The 15,367-nt window shown below is 62.4% G+C and carries 16 protein-coding genes; 6 read left to right on the top strand and 10 right to left on the bottom strand.

The window, feature by feature from the left end:
* Positions 1–12 precede the first annotated feature (12 nt).
* The 6 genes from ACF8O8_RS02280 to ACF8O8_RS02255 form a co-directional block, all read right to left on the bottom strand.
* Complete coding sequence (locus ACF8O8_RS02280) at positions 13–399, bottom strand: hypothetical protein (RefSeq protein ID WP_392509183.1); 387 nt, start codon at positions 397–399, stop codon at positions 13–15.
* A gap of 14 nt (positions 400–413) precedes the next feature.
* Positions 414–896: a hypothetical protein gene (locus ACF8O8_RS02275; protein ID WP_392509182.1), complete on the bottom strand. Its 483-nt coding sequence runs from the start codon at positions 894–896 to the stop codon at positions 414–416.
* Positions 897–1,037: 141 nt separating this feature from the next.
* Entirely contained in the window at positions 1,038–2,372 is a 1,335-nt protein-coding gene (locus tag ACF8O8_RS02270) for an imelysin family protein (RefSeq protein WP_003255194.1), read from the bottom strand.
* 160 nt (positions 2,373–2,532) lie between these two features.
* The gene (locus ACF8O8_RS02265; protein WP_020192983.1) at positions 2,533–4,584 is read right to left on the bottom strand and encodes a bifunctional diguanylate cyclase/phosphodiesterase; all 2,052 of its coding nucleotides are present in this window, start codon (positions 4,582–4,584) and stop codon (positions 2,533–2,535) included.
* Positions 4,585–4,831: 247 nt separating this feature from the next.
* Positions 4,832–5,428 (bottom strand): superoxide dismutase, encoded by a 597-nt coding sequence (locus ACF8O8_RS02260; RefSeq protein WP_003255187.1) that lies wholly within the window; start codon positions 5,426–5,428, stop codon positions 4,832–4,834.
* 266 nt (positions 5,429–5,694) lie between these two features.
* Complete coding sequence (locus ACF8O8_RS02255) at positions 5,695–6,294, bottom strand: LysE/ArgO family amino acid transporter (protein WP_003255185.1); 600 nt, start codon at positions 6,292–6,294, stop codon at positions 5,695–5,697.
* Positions 6,295–6,395: 101 nt separating this feature from the next.
* Here ACF8O8_RS02255 and ACF8O8_RS02250 point away from each other — a divergent pair, with 101 nt between their 5' ends.
* The 3 genes from ACF8O8_RS02250 to ACF8O8_RS02240 all read left to right on the top strand — a co-directional run bounded on the left by ACF8O8_RS02250 (position 6,396) and on the right by ACF8O8_RS02240 (position 9,271).
* Positions 6,396–7,286, top strand: coding sequence for a LysR family transcriptional regulator ArgP (locus ACF8O8_RS02250; RefSeq protein ID WP_003255184.1), 891 nt, complete (start codon positions 6,396–6,398; stop codon positions 7,284–7,286).
* 49 nt (positions 7,287–7,335) lie between these two features.
* Positions 7,336–8,328, top strand: a complete 993-nt coding sequence (locus ACF8O8_RS02245) for an NAD(P)-dependent oxidoreductase (protein ID WP_003255182.1) — start codon at positions 7,336–7,338, stop codon at positions 8,326–8,328.
* Between the two features lie 73 nt (positions 8,329–8,401).
* Complete coding sequence (locus tag ACF8O8_RS02240) at positions 8,402–9,271, top strand: ATPase (protein ID WP_392509181.1); 870 nt, start codon at positions 8,402–8,404, stop codon at positions 9,269–9,271.
* 108 nt (positions 9,272–9,379) lie between these two features.
* Here the strand turns inward: ACF8O8_RS02240 and ACF8O8_RS02235 are convergent, their stop codons facing one another.
* A complete protein-coding gene (locus ACF8O8_RS02235) occupies positions 9,380–10,429 on the bottom strand; it encodes an alkene reductase (protein WP_010952123.1) in 1,050 nt (349 codons plus the stop codon).
* Positions 10,430–10,446: 17 nt separating this feature from the next.
* Complete coding sequence (locus ACF8O8_RS02230) at positions 10,447–10,749, bottom strand: helix-turn-helix transcriptional regulator (RefSeq protein WP_003255178.1); 303 nt, start codon at positions 10,747–10,749, stop codon at positions 10,447–10,449.
* Between the two features lie 150 nt (positions 10,750–10,899).
* Here ACF8O8_RS02230 and ACF8O8_RS02225 point away from each other — a divergent pair, with 150 nt between their 5' ends.
* Positions 10,900–11,484 (top strand): ACP phosphodiesterase, encoded by a 585-nt coding sequence (locus ACF8O8_RS02225; protein ID WP_010952124.1) that lies wholly within the window; start codon positions 10,900–10,902, stop codon positions 11,482–11,484.
* 112 nt (positions 11,485–11,596) lie between these two features.
* Here the strand turns inward: ACF8O8_RS02225 and ACF8O8_RS02220 are convergent, their stop codons facing one another.
* Positions 11,597–12,385, bottom strand: coding sequence for a lysophospholipid acyltransferase family protein (locus ACF8O8_RS02220; RefSeq protein ID WP_010952125.1), 789 nt, complete (start codon positions 12,383–12,385; stop codon positions 11,597–11,599).
* Positions 12,385–13,140, bottom strand: a complete 756-nt coding sequence (gene olsB, locus ACF8O8_RS02215) for an L-ornithine N(alpha)-acyltransferase (protein ID WP_003255175.1) — start codon at positions 13,138–13,140, stop codon at positions 12,385–12,387. The genes ACF8O8_RS02220 and olsB overlap by 1 nt, the downstream gene beginning before the upstream one ends.
* Before the next feature lie 160 nt (positions 13,141–13,300).
* Between olsB and ACF8O8_RS02210 the strand changes: the two genes are divergently transcribed.
* Positions 13,301–14,188 (top strand): hypothetical protein, encoded by an 888-nt coding sequence (locus ACF8O8_RS02210; RefSeq protein ID WP_010952126.1) that lies wholly within the window; start codon positions 13,301–13,303, stop codon positions 14,186–14,188.
* Between the two features lie 193 nt (positions 14,189–14,381).
* Complete coding sequence (locus tag ACF8O8_RS02205; RefSeq protein WP_049586457.1) at positions 14,382–15,323, top strand: AEC family transporter; 942 nt, start codon at positions 14,382–14,384, stop codon at positions 15,321–15,323.
* The last annotated feature ends 44 nt before the right edge of the window (positions 15,324–15,367 follow it).

Genomic DNA, 15,367 nt, shown 5'->3' with positions numbered 1-15,367 from the left:
CAGCGCGCTTGCTCAGGCCATATAGAGCATGAAGTGTCGGTTGACCAGGTTGACGATCAGGTTCTTGTTGCCGCCACCGCGATTATCGCCGGTGACTTCGATGATTTCTTCGCTGGTGTATTCCATGGAGGAGGCGGTAATGCACTTGACCGCGTCCATGTGCGCAGGTTGCCAGTAATCCTGGAATATCCAGATGCTGGTGTCGGCAGACGGGCCGAGGATCAGGCGCAAGGCCTTGTGGTTCTCAGTCGATCTGCCGATCCACGGGATGGCCAGCGAGCCATTCCAGACGTGCTGGGCGCCGACTGCCAGGCTGTTGCTACGGTTTTCACCGTCGATCAGGGTCAGGGTATAAGGCGTGTTATTGGCGATGGAGCGCAAGTAGGTGACGTTGGCCATGTAGTGTTTTCCTTTCAATGTTCAGTTTTCGGGCGTGGCAACGGGCTGGTCGGGGCGCGATAGACATAGGCCGCGAGCAAGGTGATTTCGTTGAACGGAGGGTCGAGCTCGGCGGGATGAAAGCGTCCGAGCAGCTGCATCCCTTGGTCAATGGCGACTGCCTCGAACATCCGGCGGTCGGTTTCGTTGGGGTCGTAGAGGTAGATCTTGCCGGGGCGGGCAACTACCCGGCACATTTCCTCGGCCACACGGTGGGTGATCGGAGCGCCCATCAGCGTCACGTGAGGGACTGCATGGTCGTCGAGGGGAAAGTCCGGAGCATCGTATTCGTATACGAGGATGAGGTTGGGAATGTGCCCGCCAGCGAACGGCCCGTTGGAGATGAGCTGGCCCGCCTTGTTCAGGTTGTACGCATCGTTGAATCCGGTGATGAGGTCTTCCCCATTCATGCGCTGGACGATTCGGCCTTCGCCCCAGACATCAAGAATCTGCAGCACTGTGCCTCCTGTTAGGTTTGATCGAAGGCCTACAGGATGAGCATCTGCGTGCACGCCAGGCAGCGGGAAGCGTTTTACCCGGCAGCAAACGAAAACGCCCGGCACAAGGCCGGGCGTTTGCGGTGAAGCGCTACAGCAGGATCAGAACTCGTGATCCGCAGTGTCCGGGTTCAGGTTGGCAATGCCCAGCTTGCCCGCGGCCTGCTCGATCGAGCCGGTCTGCTTGACCAGGGCGGCGATGGCGTCACGCACGATCTGGTTGCCGGCAGCGTTGTCGGCGGCGATCAGCTGGTCGTAGTGCTCGCCTTTGAGGGCGTGGTCGACGATCACCTGAAGCTTGGCCTCGGTGGCTTCCAGATCGGCCTTGAGGGCTGCATCGGCGGCCGGGTCAACCTTGGCGACCAGCGACGACAGGCTAGGGCCGGTCAGCTTGGTGCCGTCCGGGCGGGTATACTCGCCCAGGTAGACGTTGCGGATGCCCTTGGCGTCGTAGAAGTGCGAATAGTGAGTGTTGTCGCTGAAGCAGTCTTGCTCGTCTTCTGGCGAGTTGGCTTCCAGCGAAACTTTCATGCGCTCGCCAGCCAGTTCGCCCAGCGACAGGCTGCCCATGCCGAACAGCATCTTGCGCAGGCCGTCGTTGACAGGCTCGGCTTCCAGCTTGGCGCGGTAGTTGTCGGCGACGTTCGGTGCCCAGTTGCCGACCATCTCTTCGAGGTCGGTGACCAGCAGGTCGGTAACCGCTTTGAGGTAGGCGCGGCGGCGGTCGTTGTGGCCGCCGGTAGCGCCCTGGCCTTCCAGGTAGTCGGATGCCGGGCGGTTGCCAGCGCCAGGGCCGGTGCCGTTCAGGTCCTGGCCCCAGAGCAGGAATTCGATGGCGTGATAGCCCGTGGCAACGTTGGCCTCGGAGCCAGCCAGCTCGTTCAGGCTAGCCAGTTTTTCGGGGGTAATGTCCTTGACGTCGACCTTCTCTTCGCCCACCTGGATCTCGGTGTTGGCGATGATGTTGGCGCTGGCCCCCGGGTTGCCCAAGGCGTGCTCGTAGCTCTTGTCGACGTAGTCGATCAGGCCTTCGTCCAGGGGCCAGGCGTTCACCTGACCTTCCCAGTCGTCGATGATGGTGTTGCCAAAGCGGAAGGTTTCGCTCTGCAGGTACGGTACGCGCGCGGCGAACCAGGCTTCCTTGGCGGCTTTCAGGGTTTCGTCGTTGGGCTTGGCCAGGAACGCGTCGACTGCGCTCTGCAGCGTCTTGGCAGTGCTCAGCGAGTCGCTGTACACGGCGTAGACCATGTCGGTGTAATGCTTGACCACGGCTTTGCCGGCGGCTTCGTCGACAGCCCCTGGCGCAACAGCGGTGGTGGCGGCAGCAGGTGCCTGGGCTTGCGGCGCGGCGGCTTTTTCGTCCTTGCCTTCACCGCAACCGGCGAGGGCGATGGCAATGGCCAGCAGACTGGCGGAGGCCAGAGGCATTCGAATCATTATTGGTTTTCCTGCATCGTGTGGTTGGACCAAAAGGGGTGGACCGTGCGCCGTGGCACGCGAAACTACAACATCATGCGAAAGATTTGCATTTGCTGTAAAGGGGCGGGCGCGCAATTCATGTAAATCAGGGGCACGGCCTGTAACCGGGCAGGTGGCCTCAGGACACCGAAACCCGGTTGCGTTGCGCTTGTTTGAGGAAGTGGGTCAGTTCACGGGCCGAAAGGGGCTTGCTGTAGTGGTAGCCCTGGCCCTCGTGGCAACCCTGGGCAACGATGTAGGTTTCCTGCTCGGCAGTCTCCACGCCCTCGGCGATCACCTGCATTCCCAGGCTCTTGCCCAGCTGGATGATGGCGCGAACGATGGTGGCGTCGTCATCATCGTCGAGCAGGTCCTGAACGAAGCTCTTGTCGATCTTGATCTTGTCCAGGGGCAGCGACTTCAGGTAGCTGAGGGACGAGTAGCCGGTGCCGAAGTCGTCGATGGCAATCAGCGCCCCGGAGCGGCGCAGGCTCAACAGGTGCTGGGCGGCGGTGCTGATGTCTTCCATCAGGCCGGTTTCGGTGACTTCCAGTTCCAGGCTGCGCGGTGGTAGGCGATAGGCTTGCAGCAGGTTGTTGACCACCCGTGGCAGCTCGCTGTGGTGCAGTTGCACGGTAGACAGGTTGACCGCCATGCGCAGGTCGCTGAAACCTTGGTCGTGCCATTCGCGCAGTTGCCGGCAGGCCTGGTCAAGCACCCATTCGCCGATGCTGATGATGCTGCCGTTCTGCTCGGCCAGGGGGATGAACTGGTCGGGTGGCACCATGCCCAGTTCCGGGTGCTGCCAGCGCAGCAGGGCCTCTACGCCGACCACTCGGTGGTCGCGGTAGCTGATCTGTGGCTGGTACACCAGGTACAGCTGGTTGCGGGGCAGGGCTTCACGCAGGTCCTTTTCCAGTTCGCGACGGCGACGCATCTCGCTGTCGACGCTGGCGATATAGAACTGGTAGCGGTTGCGCGAGCGGGCCTTGGCCAGGGTCATGGTCTGTTCGGCTTTCTGCAGCAGTTTTTCGGTGCTGTCACCGTCTTCGGGGAAGAGGGTGATGCCGATGGTCGCGCGCAGGCGGATTTGCTCGTGGTCGAGGTCGAACGGTACTTCCAGGTCGTCAAGAATGCTTTGCGCCAGTTCGGCAGCCTCATAGGGCTGCTCGATATTGGCCTGTACCAGGGCGAACTGGTCGCCGCCCAGCCGCGCCAGAGCGCCCAGGCGGCCGCTGTGGGCGCGTAGTCGATCGGCCAGGGCCAGCAGCAACTGGTCACCGACCTGGTAGCTGAATTGTTCGTTGATACCCTTGAAGTCGTCCAGGCCAACGCACAGCACTGCCACACGGTGCTGCAGGCGGCCGCCGTCGACGAGGATCTTGTCCAGTTGCTGCTGCAGTTGCTGGCGGTTGGGCAGGCCGGTGAGGAAGTCGTACTGGGCCATGCGCTGCAGGCTGTTTTCCGCCTCGTGGCGCAAATGGGTGTTGCGCTCGATCGAGGCCAGCAACTGGTTGGCGGTGTTAACCCACAGGCCCAGCTCGTTTTTCTCGTGGCCCTTGAGCAGCGGTATCTGGTGCTGGCTGGGGCGGTCAGGGTTGATCTGGGTGAGGTGCTCGATGATCTTCGACAGCGGTTTGGTCAGCAGCCAGTGGTAGACCAGGTAAAGCACCAGGCCCATGGCCATGGCCCGCAGCACGCCGGATATGAAGATGATCACCGCGTTGATCAGGAAATCTTTGCCGTAGGAGGAGGTATCGAGGGTAATGCTGAGGTCGCCGTAGTATTCGCTGTAAGGTCCACGGCCGACCAGTTGCGTGGTGTAGGTGCGCTCCTGGCCGAGGATGAGGTCGGTGAGCCAGCGCATGGACATGTCCTGCAGCGGGCGGGACTTTTCTGCCAGCATGGTTTCGTTGGGATGGCCAATGGAGGCCATGCGCACTGATTCGTCCTGGAACAGGCCTTCCATGACCTGCATGCCCATTTCACGGTCGAGGCTGTAAACCGCCTGGGTCGAAGGATCGCGGAACATGTCGAGGATGCGCTGGGCGTCGCTGTCCACGGCCTGGCGGGTCTTGTAGGTGTCATAGATGATTTGCGCACAGCTGAGCACGACGCCGACCGCCAGCGCCGACAGCAGCACGACCCTGAGCAACTTGACCGACAAGCTGTTCCGCAATTCCAGCTTCAATGGGGTTTCCTTAATCCATGCGCATGGCATCATTTTGCCATCAACGATGACGATACACTACCGGCCGACCATTAGCAGTGTATCGGTTGCCTGACCCCGCAACTTGAATGCGCTGTATCAATCTTCCAGAGGTTTGATGTTAGCGTGGTATGCGGCCTGAGCAAGCAAAACCGTGCCAGCCTGTTTGCGGCAACAGGCACAAAAAAACCCGGCACATGGCCGGGTTTCTCGTTCAAGGCCGAATGACTCAGGCCTTGAAGGTCTTGCCTTCGAACTGCTCGGCAACGAAGGCCCAGTTGACCAGGTTCCAGAACGCCTCGACGTACTTCGGACGCAGGTTGCGGTAGTCGATGTAGTAGGCGTGTTCCCAGACGTCGCAGGTCAGCAGCGGGGTGTCGCCGCTGGTCAGTGGGCAGCCGGCGCCGATGGTGCTGGCCAGGGCCAGGGAACCGTCAGCTTTCTTCACCAGCCAGCCCCAGCCGGAACCGAAGGTGCCAACCGAAGTCTTGGTGAACTCTTCCTTGAACTTGTCGAAGGAACCGAAAGCGGCGTTGATGGCGTCAGCCAGTGCACCGGTAGGCTGGCCGCCGCCGTTTGGCGACAGGCAGTTCCAGTAGAAGGTGTGGTTCCAGACTTGAGCGGCGTTGTTGAAGATGCCGCCCGAAGAGCTCTTGACGATCTCTTCCAGGGTCTTGCCTTCGAATTCGGTGCCTGGGACCAGGTTGTTCAGGTTCACGACATAGGTGTTGTGGTGCTTGTCGTGGTGATACTCCAGGGTTTCCTTGGAGATGTGCGGCTGCAGGGCATCATGGGCGTACGGCAGCGGCGGCAATTCAAAAGCCATGGTGGATCTCCTGATTCAGGTCTGTTTGCGGTTTGCGCAAGGCCGATCACGGGCGGCCCGATAAGCGTCGGCGAGTCTGTACTCTTTGCGACGCAAGGGCTGGATCATAGCACCGGGCCCGGCGCATAACCACGCAACAAACATAGGGAATAGAGGTTCCGCAGGGGGCGGGCTGTGCCGACCGGCGGCTCGGCGTTGCGCGGGTGTTGCCTGCAAGACCGCGTGCCGCTCGATCTTGCCGTTGATGAATATGCCGCGCCCCGAGGTCAGTTGAAGATCAATTGCGCCGCCACCGCGAACATCATCACCGCCACCATCAGGTCGAGCATGCGCCAGGTCGCCGGCCGCGCCAGCCACGGTGCCAGCCACGCCGCGCCAATGGCCAGGGTCGAGAACCACAGCAGCGAAGCGCTGGCCGCACCGGCCACGTAGGCGCCAGGGGCGGACTGCTGAGCGCCCAGCGAGCCGATCAGCAACACGGTGTCGAGGTACACGTGCGGGTTCAGCAGGGTCACCGCCAGGGCGCTGAGCAGTACGGCGCGACGTGAGCGAACGCCCTGGCCTTGCTGGTGCTGCAAGCTCTGCTTGGAGCAGGCGCTGCGCAGCGCCTTGGCGCCGTACCAGATCAGGAACACTGCGCCGCCCCAGCGGGCAATCGCCAGCAAGGTCGGGTTGTGTGCCAGCACGGTGGCCAGGCCGAATACTCCGGCGGCCACGAGGATGGCGTCACAGACGATGCACAGCGCTGCCACCGGCAGGTGATGCTCACGGCGCAGGCTCTGGGCGAGGACGAAGGCGTTCTGGGCGCCAATGGCCATGATCAGGCCGAAGGCCACCAGCATGCCATTGAGATAGCTTTGCCACATGGCAGGGCTCTCCAAAAAGGGTCACGAAAGATGCTGGCCATTGTGATGTTCGGCGCTGTATAAGAAAAACAAATAAAGCTCATCACCCATTAGGAAAATCGATGTTCGACTACAAACTGCTGGCTGCCCTCGCGGCAGTGATCGAACAAGGCGGTTTCGAGCGTGCGGCGCAGGTGCTGGGCTTGTCGCAATCGGCGATTTCCCAGCGCATCAAGTTGCTTGAGGCGCGGGTCGGCCAGCCGGTGCTGGTACGTGCCTCGCCGCCCGGCACGACCGAAGTCGGCCGCCAGCTACTCAACCATGTGCAGCAGGTGCGCCTGCTCGAACGCGACCTGCAGCGCCAGGTACCGGCGCTGGACGAAGAGGGCATGCCGGAGCGCCTGCGCATCGCCCTCAACGCCGATAGCCTGGCCACCTGGTGGGCCGGCGCGGTGGGCAACTTCTGCGCACAACAGAACGTGCTGACCGACCTGGTGGTTGAGGACCAGGAAGTGGGCCTGAAACGCATGCGTGCCGGCGAAGTGGCGGCCTGCCTGTGTGGGAGTGAGCGGCCGGTAGCCGGCGCACGTAGTTTGCCACTGGGGGCCATGCGCTACCGGGCATTGGCCAGTCCCGTGTTCATGGCGCGGCACTTCCCCCAAGGTTTTGTCGCCAGCCGCCTGGCCCGTACTCCAGCGATCGTGTACGGCCCGGACGATTTCCTGCAGCATCGCTACCTGGCATCGCTGGGCATAGAGGGTGGTTTCCTGCACCACCTGTGTCCTTCATCCGAAGGCTTCCTGCGCATGACCGAGGCCGGGTTGGGATGGGGCCTGGTGCCCGAATTGCAGGCCCGGGAGCAACTGGCCAGTGGGCAATTGGTGGAAATCTGCCGCGATACCCCTATCGATGTGCCGCTGTACTGGCATCATTGGCGCAATGGCGGGCAATTGCTCGCGCAACTGACCGACCACCTGCGGCACACCGCACAGCATTGGCTGGTGCCCTTGTAGCCATGGCTGGCGTCAGTTGCATCTGAAATCTGGCAAGACGGAGTGTTACATGCGAATTCTGGTCACCGGCGCGAGTGGCTTCATTGGCGGGCGCTTTGCGCGTTTCGCCCTGGAGCAAGGCCTGGACGTGCGCGTCAGCGGCCGCCGTGCCGAAGGGGTCGAGCATCTGGTCAAGCGTGGCGCACAGTTCATCCCGGGTGATCTGGGTGACGCCGAGCTGGCCCGGCGTTTGTGCCAGGGTGTCGAAGCCGTGGTGCATTGCGCTGGCGCGGTGGGTAACTGGGGGCGCTATCAGGATTTCTACCAAGGCAACGTGGTGGTGACCGAGAACGTGGTCGAGGGCTGCCTGAAAGAGCACGTACGGCGCCTGGTGCATCTGTCTTCGCCGTCGATTTACTTCAATGGCCGTTCGCGTCTGGACGTCCGTGAAGACCAGGTACCGCGTCGCTTCCACGATCACTATGGGCAAACCAAGTACCTGGCCGAGCAGAAAGTGTTCGGTGCCCAGGAGTTCGGCCTGGAAGTGCTGGCGCTGCGTCCGCGTTTCGTTACCGGCGCGGGCGATGCCAGTATCTTCCCGCGGCTGATGCAGATGCAGCGCAAAGGGCGTGTGGCGATCATCGGCAACGGCCTGAACAAGGTCGATTTCACCAGTGTGCACAACCTCAACGAGGCGCTGCTAAGTGCATTGTTCGCTGATGACCGGGCGCTGGGCCAGGCCTACAACATAAGCAACGGCCAGCCACTGCCGCTGTGGGACGTGGTCAACTACGTGATGCGCCAGATGCAGCTTCCCCAGGTGACCCGCTACCGTTCCTATGGCCTTGCCTACAGCCTGGCCGCGCTCAACGAGGCGGCCTGCATGTTATGGCCAGGGCGCCCGCAACCGACCTTGTCGCGCCTGGGGATGCAGGTGATGAGCCGTGATTTCACCCTGGATATCAGCCGTGCCCGGCAGTACCTGGACTACCAACCCAAGGTCAGCCTGTGGACGGCGCTGGATGAATTCTGCGGCTGGTGGAAGCATTTGCCGCCCGGCTGACAATGGTCATCAATGCGCTGCGCTTGCGGTTTATACTCGTGCCTCTTTGTGACTACCGCGGTTGAATGTATCCATGCGTAACCATGCTCACGATGACTTTGATGACGTGCCTGCCTTGCGGGCGGGCACCGTTGATGATGACGAACTGATGCCGGCGCATGTGATGCGCAGCCGCCAGAAAGCCGCCCGCGGGGCCAGCACGGCGCCGTTGTGGGCATTGCTCGGTGCCTCGTTCATCGCCTTGGCGGGGCTGGGCTGGTGGAGCTTCCAGCAGATCTCGCTGATGGAGCAGCAACTGGTGGCGACCCAGGAAAGCTTTGCCCGCATCAGTGAAGAAGCGGCTGGCCGCCTTCAGGCGATCAGTGGCAAGGTGGCGGCCAGTGAGTCGGGCGCCACTACCAACAGTGAGGCATTGAAGCTACAGCTGCGCCAGTTGCAGCAGGGTGTTGCCGGGCAGACCGGCGACCTGGGCAAGCGTCTGGAGCAGGTGCTGGCCGATACCCGAGAACAGCAGAAGGCTGTTACCGAGCTGCAAAGCCAGTTGCAGGCGCAACTGAAGCTGGTGAATGGCGAGTTGGCGGCGCTGCGTTCGGGCCAGGTCGATGGTGGCAAGCTGGATGCCCAGTTCAAGAGCCTGAGCGAGCAGGTTGCCGCGCTGAAGGCCTCACAGGTGGATGGCGCTCAGCTGGACGGCCAGCTCAAGAGTTTGGGTAGCGAGGTGGCGGCCTTGAAGAAACAGGGCAACCCGAGCGCTGACATTCAGAGCCTGCAGCAGGACATGCTGGTGTTGAAGAGCCAGGTCGACAACCGCCCGGCTGCGGCGTCATCCAGTGGTGCTTCGGTGCAGGAGTTCGATGCCTTCCGTGCGCAGATGACGCGTAACCTGAATACGCTGCAGAGCCAGATTCAGAACCTGCAGCAACAGATCAACGCCCGTCCGTAACATCAGCTGAGCCTTGTTCGCGGGCACGCCCGCTTCCACAGGATCGAGCGCAGCTTCAAGCCTGTCGCTATACCGGTGGGAGCGGGCATGCCCGCGAATGGCCCTCAATCACAACCGCGGATAATCGATGTAACCCACCGGCCCCTTGCCATAGAAGGTTTCGGGATGTGCCTCGTTCAACGGCGCATCCGCTGCCAGCCGTGCCGGCAGGTCGGGGTTGGCGATGAACGGCACACCAAACGCCACGGCATCCGCTTTGCCACTGGCCAGGGCCGCATTGGCACTGGCCTTGTCGAACCGCTCGTTGACGATGTACGGGCCACCGAATGCCTCTTTGATCAGCGGCCCGATGCTGTCGTCGGCCTCCCGCTCCCGCGAGCAGATGAAGGCGATGCCGCGCTTGCCCAGCTCTCGGGCCACATAGGTGAAGGTCTCGGCGCGGTCGGCGTCGCCCATGTCGTGGGCGTCGGCTCGCGGTGCCAGGTGCACACCTACGCGCTGCGCGCCCCACACTTCAATGGCCGCATCGGTCACCTCCAGCAACAGGCGCGCGCGGTTTTCCAGCGAGCCACCGTAACGGTCGGTGCGCTGGTTGGTGCTGCTTTGCAGGAACTGGTCGAGCAGGTAACCGTTGGCGCCATGGATCTCCACACCATCGAAACCGGCAGCCTTGGCATTTTCGGCGCCACTGCGGTAGGCCTCGACGATGTCGTTGATTTCTTCGGTTTCCAGCGCCCGCGGGGTAGGGTAGTCACTCAGTGGGCGCACCAGGCTCACATGGCCCTTGGGCTGGATCGCGCTGGGGGCCACAGGCAATTCGCCATTCAGATAGCTGGGGTGGGAGATACGACCCACGTGCCACAGCTGCAGGAAGATGCGACCGCCCGCAGCATGCACGGCCTTTGTCACGTTGTTCCAGCCACGTACCTGTTCATCGTTCCAGATGCCGGGGGTATCTGGGTAGCCGACGCCCATGGGGCTGACCGAAGTCGCCTCGCTGAGGATCAGCCCGGCGCTGGCACGTTGTACGTAGTATTCGGCCATCAGCGCATTGGGCACGCGGCCTTCATCGGCGCGGCAGCGGGTGAGCGGGGCCATGATGATACGGTTGGGCAGTTGCAGGTCGCCCAGTTTGATCGGATCGAAAAGCGTGGTCATAGCGGTTACCTGCCTTGTCAAAGTGCTTGGCGCAGTTGTTCGAGGAACGCCTGTATGGTGGCTTCGTCGCGTTTGAAGAAGTGCCATTGGCCAATCTTCTGGCTGCTGATCAGCCCGGCGCGCTGCAACGTGGCCAGGTGGGCAGAGACGGTCGACTGCGACAGGCCGCAGCGTTGGTCGATTTGCCCGGCACACACACCGTTTTCGGTGCTGTGGTACTGGTCCGGAAACTGGGTTGCCGGGTCTTTCAGCCAACTGAGAATTTCTCGCCTGACCGGGTGGGCCAGTGCTTTTATGATTTCGTCGAGATCGAGTGGCATGGTTTGAGGCTCGTTGTAGCGGTATATCGCGATAGGGCGAAATATAATTCGCTGAATTCCGATATACAAATACGAAGGTGTTCTGAGCTGAGCACGAATCGATATATCGCGTTATAACGATATGTTCGGTGACGATGCTAGACTGCGCTCATGAACTACCTCGCACACTTGCACCTGGGCGGCCCGGCGCCGCAACAACTGCTTGGCAGCCTGTATGGCGACTTTGTCAAAGGCTCGTTGGAAGGGCGCTTTGCGCCTGCGCTGGAGGCGGCCATCCGGCTGCACCGGCAAATCGACAGTTACACTGACCGGCACCCAGTGGTGCTGGCGGCTCTGGCACGTTTTCCGCGCGAGCGGCGGCGTTTTGCCGGCATCGTTCTGGATGTGTTTTTCGACCATTGCCTGGCACGGCACTGGGGCAACTACGCCGATCAGCCGCTGGAGCAGTTCACTGGCGCGTTCTATCGGGTATTGCTGGCAGAGCCTGAGTTGCCTGGGCGACTGGCGCGGATTGCGCCGTTCATGGCAGCGGATGACTGGCTAGGGGCGTATGGCGATTTCGACACGCTGGAACAGGTGTTCAACGGCATTGCCCGGCGCTTGTCGCGGCCTGAGGGGATGGCCGGGGTGATGGTGGAACTGGAGCGGCTGTATGAGCCGCTGCTGGCGGATTTTCGCGAGTTCTACCCGCAGCTGCAGGCGTTTGCGGCGGTAGGGCGGATGTCTGACAGTTAGAGGTGTGTGGGTGATACTGGCCTCTTCGCGGGTAAACCCGCTCCTACGGGCAATGCGCTCGGTGTAGGAGCGGGTTCACCCGCGAAAGGGCCAGAACAGGCAGTGCAGGCATTCAGGCAGCCCGCGCCTGCCGACGTGGCGCCATCTCCACGTCTTCAACCCCGAACAGCGCCAGGTGAATCGCCTGTTGCGCCTGCAACGCCAGCACCGCACGTTCCTTGCCCACGCTACCTATTGGCTGCAGCAGGTGGATGCACACCTCGCCCCGCGGCAGGGCGAACAGGCGCATAAGGTGGGACACCAGGTCGTCCTCACCAATGAACGGCGCTACCGGGTCGATCTGGCCATCACGCAGGTACTGAACAGCGACTGGCTGCACTGACACGCCACGGTCGATGGCTCCTGCAAGCAGGCGGCCATGAAAGGTGCGCAACGTGCGGCCGCTGGTAGTGGTGCCTTCGGGGAAGATCAACAGCGGACGAGCCAGCCCCAGTTGCCCGGCGATCTGTTCGCGCAGGCGCTGACTGTCGCCACCACCACGGCGAATGAACAGCGTGCCGGCCTTTTCCGCCAGCCAGCCGGCCACCGGCCAGTGGCGCACTTCGGCCTTGGACAGGAAAGACAGCGGCGTGAGCATGCCAAGCAGGGGGATGTCGGTCCAGGAAACATGGTTGCTGACCCACAACATCGGCCGTTGCGGAAGTTCGCCGACTACCTTGACGTCGAAGGGCAGGGCAGCGACCAGGCGCTTCATGAACAGGCAGGTCCAGCGCTGGCGCCGTTCGATCGGCGCCTTGAAGCCCAAGCGTTCGCCCAAGGCGATAATGCTGGCCATCAGCATGCCCTGCGCCAGCACCAGCAGCAGTCGGATGAGGCGGGCCAGTACCCGCAACTTCGGCATCAGACCGCCGCCTTGAAGTGGCGGGCGTAGCGTGGGCACAGCTCGTCGCGTTTGAGCAGGATGAACACGTCTGCCACCTGGAAATCCTCGTCCCAGCATGGCTCGCCGCAAATCTTCGCGCCCAGGCGCATATAGGCCTTGAGCAGCGGGGGCATTTCGGCAATGACGTTATTGGGCAGGGCCAGTTTCGGCAGCGGGTTCTTCGGCTCGGCACGCAGGTGTTCGGTGCACAGGTAACGTTCACGCAGGCGCTGCATCACTGCATGGGCCTGAACGCCGCCGTCCTGCATGGGGATACTGGCGCAGCCCATCAGATAGCTGTAGCGGCCCTCGTTGAGCACCTCGGCCAGTTCGCCCCAAAGCACGGCGATGGTACCGCCGTTGCGGTAGTCGGGGGCGACGCAGGTACGGCCCAGTTCGAGGATCGGGCCTTGCAGCTGCAACAGGCCGTGCAGGCTGAATTCTTCTTCGCTGTAGAAACGGCCCAGGCTGCTGGCGGCCTGGTGATCGAGCAGGCGGGTGGTGGCAACCAGTTCGCCGGTGCTCAGGTCGCGTACACCAATGTGGCGGCAGTGCACGTCGTAGTCGTCCATGTCCAGGCCCTGCTCGGCACCTTTGAGCTTGGCCTTGAATTCTGCGCTGAATACGGTGTAGCGCAGAGCCTGGGCTTCTTGCAACGCCGCGGCGCCAACCAGGCGTTCGGCTTGCAGACGGCGTTCGGTGCTGTAGTCGCCAGCGGTAGCGATCCGAGTCATTACGAGTCTCCATAAGCCAGCCAAGAAGGGTTGCGGCCGGTCGGCTTTGTTGTGCAAAGTCAGCCTAGGTAGACCCAGTGTCACCCCTGTGAATGTTTGGTGATGCTTGCGTGACACACCCTGAGCCTTAACTGAAAGCCCTCCAGCAAGGAGCTGTTCCATGGCCTGGTTGCAACGACTCAACGATCCGCTTCGCCTCGCGCCGACAGGCACCCTGGGCGAAACCTACGCCGCGCTGCTTGAGCGCCTCGGCCCGGTTGCCCCGTTCGAACTGGCGGTACTGGGTGGGCGTGCAATGGCCACCCCGGGCCTGGCCTTCCTGGTGGGTTACCAGGCCGCCCTTCGCGTGCTGTGGCCCAGTGCGCCGCACAGCCTTGGCGCCTTGTGTGCCACCGAGCGGCGCAGCGTGAGGCCTGCAGACATGCGCACACGGCTGGACGCTCTGCGGCTGTCGGGCTGCAAAGACTTCGTTACCGCAGGCCTGGAGGCGGAGTGGTTGCTGGTGGCGGCGCGTAGCGAAGCGGCTGGCGCGGCACCGCAACTGAGCCTGGCGGTGGTCTATCCCGGGGAGCCGGGGGTGACACTGGAGCCATTGCCGACCCTGCCGCTGATGCCGGAAGTCGGGCACGGCCGGCTGCTGCTGGAGCAGGCATCGTGCGAGTTGCTGGCCGGTGACGGCTGGGATGCCTACGTGAAGCCTTTCCGTTCGCTGGAGGATTTGTATGTGCTCGCGGCGCTGACCGCCTGGTTGTATGGCGTTGGGCAGGAGTGCGCCTGGCCGCAGGGGCTGCGCCTGCAGTTGCTTGGGCTGTTGGCCGGCTGCGCCGAGGGTAGCCGCCAGTGTGCCGATAGCATGGGTTGTCACTTGTTGCTTGGCGGGTTGTTTGCGCAGTTCCAGGCCTTGCGGGGGGAGATCGATGCGGCGTTGGCGACAGGGCCGGTGCAGTGGGCGCAAGTCTGGCAGCGTGACCAAGGGGTGATGGCGCTGGCGGCGTCGGCGCGGGAGAAGCGGCTGAACAAGGCTTGGGCTGCTGCGGGCTTTTCATGAATGGCTCACAGGTTTGTGTGAACCGATGAATCGCGGCGTGGTACCTGTGGGGGCGGGGTTAGGTGCAAAGCGGCCGGTACTGGCAGCAGAAAACCTGAAAGACATTTCCTTTTATCGCGCTTGATCCCCGCAAATCCCAGCCGTTGACGTATCATTGGCCGCCTGACGGCAACCCCTCCAGGATCGCTTGCGCATGCTCGCCCTTCTTATCCAGACCCTGAACATCACGGCGCCGGTTTTCGCCATGCTGTTCATGGGCGTCCTGCTCAAACGCATTCACTTGATCGACGACAACTTCAACCGCGTCGCCTCGCAGCTGGTATTCAACGTCTGCATGCCGGCGCTGCTCTTCCTCGGCATCTACCACGCCGACCTGGCCGCAGCGGTCAAGCCCGGTGTCATCCTGTATTTCATCGTCGCCACCCTGGTCGGTTTCGCCATTGCCTGGGGCATGGCCATCTGGCGCAGCCCGATGGCCGACCGGGGCATCTATACCCAGGGCGCCTTCCGCGGCAACAACGGTGTGATCGGCCTGGCCCTGGCCGCCAGCCTGTACGGTGACTATGGCATTTCCCTGGGGGCGGTACTCGCAGGCCTGGTCATCCTCATGTACAACTCGCTGTCAGCGGTGGTACTGGCGGTGTACAGCCCGGACCTCAAGTCCGATCCGTGGAGCATCTGCAAGAGCATTTTCAGCAACCCGCTGATCATCAGCGTGCTGGTGGCCGCGCCCATGGCTTACGGCCAGGTGCCGCTGCCCAACTGGCTACTGACCTCGGGCGACTACCTGGCACAGATGACCCTGCCGCTGGCGCTGATCTGTATCGGCGGCACGCTGTCGCTGGCAGCGCTGCGTAACTGTGGTCGGCTGGCCATCGATGCCAGCTTCGTGAAAATGCTCTGGCTGCCGCTGCTCGGCACCCTTGGGGCCTGGTTGTGCGGGTTTCGCGGGGCGGAGCTGGGCATCCTTTTCCTGTACATAGGCAGCCCGACCGCTGCGGCCAGCTACGTGATGGCGCGGGCAGCCAACGGCAATCATGAACTGGCTGCGTCGATCATCGTGATTACCACGCTAATGGCGGCGATCACCACCAACATTGGTATTTTCATCTTGCAGTGGGGCGGATGGATCTAGATCCTTGACTGCAAATAACAGCAACAACACTGCCTCACTGAGCT

Origin of the sequence: Pseudomonas sp. TYF_14 (assembly GCF_043105275.1) — a bacterium.
GTDB classification, from domain to species: Bacteria; Pseudomonadota; Gammaproteobacteria; order Pseudomonadales; family Pseudomonadaceae; genus Aquipseudomonas; species Aquipseudomonas alloputida.
Note: the sequence above shows the minus strand (reverse complement) of the source record. Positions and strands in the feature narration are given on the sequence as shown.

Coding starts and splice junctions, on each gene's coding strand:
- ACF8O8_RS02270 (WP_003255194.1), bottom strand. CDS start 2,372: ATGATTCGAATGCCTCTGGCCTCCGCCAGTCTGCTGGCCATTGCCATC.
- ACF8O8_RS02250 (WP_003255184.1), top strand. CDS start 6,396: ATGTTCGACTACAAACTGCTGGCTGCCCTCGCGGCAGTGATCGAACAA.
- olsB (WP_003255175.1), bottom strand. CDS start 13,140: ATGACTCGGATCGCTACCGCTGGCGACTACAGCACCGAACGCCGTCTG.
- ACF8O8_RS02220 (WP_010952125.1), bottom strand. CDS start 12,385: ATGCCGAAGTTGCGGGTACTGGCCCGCCTCATCCGACTGCTGCTGGTG.
- ACF8O8_RS02255 (WP_003255185.1), bottom strand. CDS start 6,294: ATGTGGCAAAGCTATCTCAATGGCATGCTGGTGGCCTTCGGCCTGATC.
- ACF8O8_RS02230 (WP_003255178.1), bottom strand. CDS start 10,749: ATGCCACTCGATCTCGACGAAATCATAAAAGCACTGGCCCACCCGGTC.
- ACF8O8_RS02205 (WP_049586457.1), top strand. CDS start 14,382: ATGCTCGCCCTTCTTATCCAGACCCTGAACATCACGGCGCCGGTTTTC.
- ACF8O8_RS02235 (WP_010952123.1), bottom strand. CDS start 10,429: ATGACCACGCTTTTCGATCCGATCAAACTGGGCGACCTGCAACTGCCC.
- ACF8O8_RS02280 (WP_392509183.1), bottom strand. CDS start 399: ATGGCCAACGTCACCTACTTGCGCTCCATCGCCAATAACACGCCTTAT.
- ACF8O8_RS02210 (WP_010952126.1), top strand. CDS start 13,301: ATGGCCTGGTTGCAACGACTCAACGATCCGCTTCGCCTCGCGCCGACA.
- ACF8O8_RS02245 (WP_003255182.1), top strand. CDS start 7,336: ATGCGAATTCTGGTCACCGGCGCGAGTGGCTTCATTGGCGGGCGCTTT.
- ACF8O8_RS02240 (WP_392509181.1), top strand. CDS start 8,402: ATGCGTAACCATGCTCACGATGACTTTGATGACGTGCCTGCCTTGCGG.
- ACF8O8_RS02260 (WP_003255187.1), bottom strand. CDS start 5,428: ATGGCTTTTGAATTGCCGCCGCTGCCGTACGCCCATGATGCCCTGCAG.
- ACF8O8_RS02225 (WP_010952124.1), top strand. CDS start 10,900: ATGAACTACCTCGCACACTTGCACCTGGGCGGCCCGGCGCCGCAACAA.